General features: G+C 56.2%; 8 protein-coding genes. All 8 read left to right on the plus strand.

Annotated features, from left to right (window positions below; all coding sequences use genetic code 11):
* The coding region (locus ABD892_RS12025; RefSeq protein ID WP_345195940.1) for a terminase gpA endonuclease subunit at positions 1–990 on the plus strand (990 nt) is incomplete at its 5' end.
* Positions 991–994: 4 nt separating this feature from the next.
* Positions 995–1,195, plus strand: coding sequence for a phage head-tail joining protein (locus ABD892_RS12030; protein ID WP_345195942.1), 201 nt, complete (start codon positions 995–997; stop codon positions 1,193–1,195).
* A complete protein-coding gene (locus tag ABD892_RS12035; RefSeq protein WP_345195943.1) occupies positions 1,195–2,697 on the plus strand; it encodes a phage portal protein in 1,503 nt (500 codons plus the stop codon). The genes ABD892_RS12030 and ABD892_RS12035 overlap by 1 nt, the downstream gene beginning before the upstream one ends.
* Positions 2,681–3,694, plus strand: a complete 1,014-nt coding sequence (locus ABD892_RS12040; protein WP_345195945.1) for a head maturation protease, ClpP-related — start codon at positions 2,681–2,683, stop codon at positions 3,692–3,694. The genes ABD892_RS12035 and ABD892_RS12040 overlap by 17 nt, the downstream gene beginning before the upstream one ends.
* Before the next feature lie 13 nt (positions 3,695–3,707).
* A complete protein-coding gene (locus tag ABD892_RS12045; protein WP_345194420.1) occupies positions 3,708–4,085 on the plus strand; it encodes a head decoration protein in 378 nt (125 codons plus the stop codon).
* On the plus strand, positions 4,082–5,077 hold the full coding sequence (locus ABD892_RS12050) for a major capsid protein (protein WP_345195946.1): 996 nt from the start codon (positions 4,082–4,084) through the stop codon (positions 5,075–5,077). The genes ABD892_RS12045 and ABD892_RS12050 overlap by 4 nt, the downstream gene beginning before the upstream one ends.
* A complete protein-coding gene (locus tag ABD892_RS12055; RefSeq protein WP_345195948.1) occupies positions 5,074–5,373 on the plus strand; it encodes a hypothetical protein in 300 nt (99 codons plus the stop codon). Before ABD892_RS12050 ends, ABD892_RS12055 begins: the two co-directional genes overlap by 4 nt.
* Entirely contained in the window at positions 5,357–5,956 is a 600-nt protein-coding gene (locus ABD892_RS12060) for a hypothetical protein (RefSeq protein ID WP_345195949.1), read from the plus strand. The genes ABD892_RS12055 and ABD892_RS12060 overlap by 17 nt, the downstream gene beginning before the upstream one ends.
* Positions 5,957–6,093: the final 137 nt, after the last annotated feature.

Consider the following 6,093-nt stretch of genomic DNA (forward strand, 5'->3'; position numbering starts at 1 on the left):
GAGGCCAACACTAAAACACGCGGCTATCACCTGAGTTCCCTCTACAGTCCCAACGGCTGGTATAGCTGGCGGGATGCGGTGGCGGATTTTCTGGCGGCCAAAGACGACCCGGTGCTGCTAAAGGATTGGACCAATACCGTACTGGGAGAAACTTGGCAGGAAGCGGGTGAAACGGTCGACCATGAACTGCTGTACCAGCGTCGTGAACATTATCCGGCCCCCGTGCCCTGGTTTGTCGAAGTGTTAACCGCGGGCGTGGATGTGCAGGATGACCGGGTGGAGTTTGAAGTCGTTGGTTGGGGCGCCGGTGAGGAAAGCTGGTCCGTGGATTATGTCCGTCTTTACGGCGATCTGAGCCGTCCCGTGATCTGGCAGATACTGGCCGAAAAACTGCGGCAGTCTTATCGCAGGCAAGATGGCGTCCTGATGAATCTGGCCCAGGTATGCATGGACTCCGGTGGCCATTTCACCGATGAAGTCTACGCGTTCAGCCGCAAGCTGGGCATTGACTGGCTGATACCGGTCAAGGGTGCATCGCAGTCGGGTAAGGCCATAGCGACCTTTCCGAAGACCCGTAACCGTAAGGGGGTTTATCTTACGTTGGTGGGAACGGACACAGCCAAAGAACTGATCTACCAACGCTATCGAATCCAGGAACCCGGTGCCGGCTATTGTCACTGGCCGGTCAAAGACTGCTTCGATGAAGACTACTTCAAACAGGCAACCGCAGAAGAAAAGATCCGCAAATACAAACATGGCGTCGCCCATTTTGAGTGGGATGCCAAAAAGCGTCGTAACGAAGCACTGGATTGCCGGGTCTATGCCCTGACAGCCGTCAGGATACTGCAACAACATCGGGGGCTGGATCTGGAACAGCTGGCGCTCAACCGGCCTGTGCCGGAAACCTACGAGGAAGAGCTGGAAACGCCAGCACCCTCTCTGGAAAACCGGCCACGCCGCATCAGTCGTAGCAGCTACCTCAACGGATAATGCCATGATCAGTCAGGACGAATACGACGCACTCAAGCGGGCCGTACTGCTTCGTGATACCCGCACGGTGGAGTTTGAGGGACGCAAGGTGGAATACGCCAGCTTCAGCGAAATGGAGCGACGTCTGCACGCCATAGAGCGGGAACTGGCGAAGCAATCCAAACGACCGAAGCAGTATTGCATTTACATTACTCGGGGGCTTTGATGGGGTTGCGGCAGCGGGTGGCCGGTTGGTTATTGAATGGAATCCATAACCAAACTTACACCTCGGCAGGTCGTGGTCGTCGCAGCCTGGGATGGAGTGCACCGCAATCCGGTCCCAATAATGCCTTAACCAGCAACCTGGGTACCCTGATTAATCGCAGTCGGGCGGCTATCCGCAATGATCCCTGGGCGGCGAGTGGGTTAGATAAACTGGTATCGAATATTGTTGGCACTGGCATTAAACCCAAGTCGGAGGCCGCAGACGACAGTGTTCGAAGGGATTTACAGCAGCTGTTTCTGGACTGGACCGATGAGTCCGATGCAGACGGTCAGCTGGATTTCTATGGTCAACAAAGCCTTGCCGCCAGGGCCATGCTCGAAGCGGGTGAGTGTTTTATCCGTCTCCGGCCCCGACGACCAGAAGATGGCTTGTCGGTACCGCTGCAGCTGCAACTGCTGGAAGCGGAGTTTGTCCCTTGGGACTACAACGATGATCTCAAAAACGGCCATGCCATCCGGGCCGGCATAGAACTGGATAAACTGGGGCGCCGGGTGGCCTACTGGATGCACAAGGCCCATCCCCACGATTACACCATTCTGGATACAGCGAATCTCCGTCGGATTCCGGCAGAAGAGGTGCTGCATCTCTATGAGCCGTTAAGGCCAGGACAGCTACGGGGCCAGCCGGTGCTGTCTCAGGTGCTGTTGCGGATGCACCACCTGGACAAGTTTGATGACGCCACCCTGCTCAGGCAGGAGATCGCCAATCTCTTCACCGGCTTTATCACCAAACCGGCGCCAGAACAGGAGCGGGTCGATCCGCTGACAGGACGACCCATTGTTTACGATCTGCAGGGTGTACCCATGGTGGGAATGGAACCGGGCACCATGCAGGAGCTATCACCCGGAGAAGAAATAGTCTTTAACACGCCGCCAGGAGCGGCCAGTGATTATCCCGATTTTATCCGGCAGCAGCTGATGGCAGTGTCTGCCGGAATCGGACTTCCTTTTGAACTCTTGTCCGGTGATATGAAAGGCGTCAGTGACCGGGCATTACGGGTGGTGCTCAATGAGTTTCGCCGTCGTATTCAACAGTTGCAACACAACCAGCTCGTGTTCCAGCTGTGTCGCCCTGTCTGGAATCGCTGGCTGGAGCTGGCAGTTCTCTCTGGCGCTATTAACGCCCCGAATTACCACAACAAGCCCAACGACTACCGCCGGGTGAAATGGATACCCCATGGCTGGGCCTACATCCATCCGGTACAGGACATGCAGGCCCAGGCGCTGGCGGTACGCAATGGCTTCAAGTCACGCTCGGAAGTGGTCTCCGAGCAGGGGTATGACAGCGAACAGGTTGATGCGGAAATTGCCGCGGATAACCGTCGTGCGGATGCGCAGGCGTTGCAATATGACAGCGATGCCCGGCAATCCGAAACAACGCAGCCAGAACAACCATCATCCGAATCAGTCAAGGAAGAACCCGCCGATGAGTCGAACCAATAAGCCCTGGTACACCCTTAAAAACCAGTCCGGCGCTGCCGAGTTGATGATCTATGACGTGATCGGTGACTGGGCGGGACTTTCTGCCCGGCAGCTGGTTGATAGCCTGAAAACTCTCGACAGTCATGACATTACGGTGCGTATCAACAGTCCCGGTGGCAGCGTGTTTGATGGTATCGCCATCTACAACGCCTTGCGTTATCACCCGGCCAATATCACGGTACGGATTGAAGGGCTGGCGGCCAGTATCGCCAGTGTCATTGCCATGGCCGGCGACACGGTGCAGATGGCTGAAAATGCGCTCTTTATGATCCATAACCCCTTTGGCTGGGTCAGTGGTGAAGCGGATGATCTCCGTCGTACCGCGGGCATGCTGGACAAGGCCCGGGACAGTATTGCCATGACTTACAGTGAACGCAGCGGCCTGCCGGTGTCTGACATCGAAGCACTGATGGCAGAGGAAACCTGGTTTACCGCTGCTGAGGCCAAGGAAAAAGGACTGATCGACAGTATTGATAAGCCGGTCAAACTGGCGGCGTCGTTTGATCTGTCCCTGTTTAATCATGCACCGCCCATCGCAATGGAGCCTCCGGCGGCAAAGCCTGTTCCCAAACCCGTGAAGGTCGAACAGGAAGGCGCTGGTGATGCTGTTGTGCTGTCCATTGTACGGCTTTGCAATCAGGCCGGTTACCCGGAGCTGGCAGAGCGTTGTATTCGTGACCAGTTAAATCCGGAACAGGTCAGACAAAAGCTCCAGGACTGCGAGAACATCAAGTCTCTTTGCGCTGCGGCTCATGCCCCAGACCTGGCCGCTGATTTTATCCAGTCAGCCAATACCGTGGATGAAGTGAGGGCATCATTGTTTGATAAGCTGACGGCCAGTGATGCCATGGTGAACAATACCCTGACACCGGATCAGCAGCAGAACACCATCAAACCATTGATTGATACCGCAGCCGTCTATCGCCATCGTAACCAGAACCAGACATCCCCTGCCTGAAAGGACTCAGCCCATGCCTGTGATGACCGAACCGGTGCATACCGGAGAGTTTCTTGTATCCGAAGGAAACAACAGTATCAGCCGCGAGAAGGTGGTGCTGGCACCTAACCAGACATTGCTGCCAGGGACAGTCGTCTACATGGATGCGGCTACTGATCAGTACCTGGCGCTGGATGCCGCGGCGGCGGATGCCTTTGCCACGGCAGGCGGCGTTCTGCTGGACCGTGTCGATACCGGTGATGAGCCCGGGGAAGGGGTGCTGATTGCCCGGTTGGCGGAAGTGGATGGCACCCTGCTGCTCTGGCAGGACCTCAGTGAAGAGCAGATCAATGCCGGCATCGAGCAGTTGAAGCCACTGAATATCTTTGTCCGGGAAGGAGAACCCGTATGAGCTTACTGGATATCTTCAATGATGACGCCTTCAGCTTGACCAGCCTGACGGCCACTATCAACAACCAGCCCTACAAGCCCGGACGTATCAGTTCGTTGGGAATCTTTATCGAATCCGGGATCAACACCACTTCGGCCATGGTAGAGTCAAAGAATGGTGAACTGCACCTGTTGCCTACCAGTCAGCGGGGAGCGCCAGCCCTGCAGGCCCGGGGCGGTAAGCGACAGGTGCGCAGTTTTGTGATTCCTCACATTCCCTACGATTCCACCATCCTGGCCGATGAGGTGCGCAATGTTCGCGCCTTCGGTTCTGAGTCTGCTCTCGAAGGAGTGCGGACCGTAGTGAATCAGCGTCTCGGTGACATGAACGCCAACCATGAGGTGACCCTGGAGCATCTGCGGCTGGGTGCTCTGAAGGGACAGATTCTGGACTCTGACGGCAGCTCAGTCATTTACGACCTGTTCCATGAGTTTGGTGTTACCCAGCAGACCCATACCTACAAGTTCAGCGATGCGACCACTGACGTCCGTATCCAGTGCGTCAAACTCCGCCGCAAGGTAGACGACGCTCTGGGAGCTCAGCCTTACACCGGCTTGCGGGGCTTTTGTGGTGCGGACTTCTACGATGCTCTGGTTGCCCATGATTACGTCAAGGATGCCTACCATCGCTACCAGGACAGTGCGCTGCTCAGGAATGATCCGAAAGGTGGCTTTAACTTCGGGGATATTTTCTGGGAGGAATACCGTGGGCAGGTCGACGGCATTCCCTTTATTCCGTCCAACGAAGCTTATGTTATCCCGGAAGGCACCGGTATCTTCCGCACCTGGTTTGCCCCGGCGGACTTTGTGGAAACGGTCAACACCATCGGACTGCCGCGCTATGCCAAACAGCGGGTGATGGACTTCGACAAGGGCGTCCAGATCCATACCCAGTCCAACCCGCTGCCCATCTGCCTGAAACCCCGGGCGGTGATCCGCTGCAAGATGTCATGACGGACGCTTTTGCTGTCATGACAGAAACGGTGCTGGCATCGCTGGGTCAACCCCTGACGGTCATTTACAAGGATGGCACCAGCGATCCAGTCACTGGCATCCTGTCGCGCAATGTGAAACCTGTCGGTAGTTTTGAGGCGGTCATGCAGTCCATGACTACTGTGGCAATAGATCGACAAGTTCGGCTGGAAAGAGGCGATCAGCTCAGTTCGGGTACTGAAAGCTGGCTTGTGGATCGCAGTCTCAAAGACGACGGCTATCTGACCACCTGGAACCTCCATGCAGCTGACCATTGAACTGGATGAGACACTGAACCGGTTAACGGCAGAGTTTAAGAGCTCACCGGAAAAAGTCAGTCAGGCTATCCGGCGAACCATGACCAAACTCTCACGCTTTTCCGAACGGCAGGTGTTGCGTGAACTTAGCCGTCGGGTATCCGTGAGCCAGGCATTGCTCAAGAACCTCGGTCGGGTGAAGGTCACGCTGGAACCGCCGGGCCGGCATGGCAATAACGGCTATCAGGTAGTGATCTGGGTGGGGCTCTCCGCTATTCCTGCCCATTACCTGGGTAATCCCCGACAAACCCGGTCAGGCGTCAGAGTCGGGCGCCGGTTCTGGCAGGGCGCATTTTTGTTGCAGCCGGTCAACAGTAACCATGCGATGGTGTTCAAGCGGGCACCCCACTGGCAGCACCGAAAGCAGATCTCCCAACGTTCCGGCAAGGTGATGTGGATGGGGCTCCCTATTGAGAAGCAGGTGTTGTCTATTTATGAGCATGCCGGTGATCTGTTGTCCGCATTGGAATCCCACTTGCTTGAACGGTTCACGACCTTGCTTCAGCAGGAGCTCAACTTTGCGTTCAATATTGAGGGCGGCTGATGGACGAGCCTATTCCTGAAAGCCGGATTCTGGCAGCGTTGATTGCCCAGCTGGAATCCGTTTGTGCCAACGTCAAAGTCGGCTATCCCGCCACCGGTCTTGAGGATGACTTGGAAGTGCCGGCCATACTGGTGCAG

The organism is Kistimonas scapharcae (assembly GCF_039540975.1).
Lineage (GTDB): Bacteria > Pseudomonadota > Gammaproteobacteria > Pseudomonadales > Endozoicomonadaceae > Kistimonas > Kistimonas scapharcae.

Excerpts from the sequence above, each read along its gene's own strand:
- ABD892_RS12040 (WP_345195945.1), top strand. The coding sequence starts at position 2,681 with ATGAGTCGAACCAATAAGCCCTGGTACACCCTTAAAAACCAGTCCGGC.
- ABD892_RS12035 (WP_345195943.1), top strand. The coding sequence starts at position 1,195 with ATGGGGTTGCGGCAGCGGGTGGCCGGTTGGTTATTGAATGGAATCCAT.
- ABD892_RS12030 (WP_345195942.1), top strand. The coding sequence starts at position 995 with ATGATCAGTCAGGACGAATACGACGCACTCAAGCGGGCCGTACTGCTT.
- ABD892_RS12050 (WP_345195946.1), top strand. The coding sequence starts at position 4,082 with ATGAGCTTACTGGATATCTTCAATGATGACGCCTTCAGCTTGACCAGC.
- ABD892_RS12045 (WP_345194420.1), top strand. The coding sequence starts at position 3,708 with ATGCCTGTGATGACCGAACCGGTGCATACCGGAGAGTTTCTTGTATCC.
- ABD892_RS12060 (WP_345195949.1), top strand. The coding sequence starts at position 5,357 with ATGCAGCTGACCATTGAACTGGATGAGACACTGAACCGGTTAACGGCA.
- ABD892_RS12055 (WP_345195948.1), top strand. The coding sequence starts at position 5,074 with ATGACGGACGCTTTTGCTGTCATGACAGAAACGGTGCTGGCATCGCTG.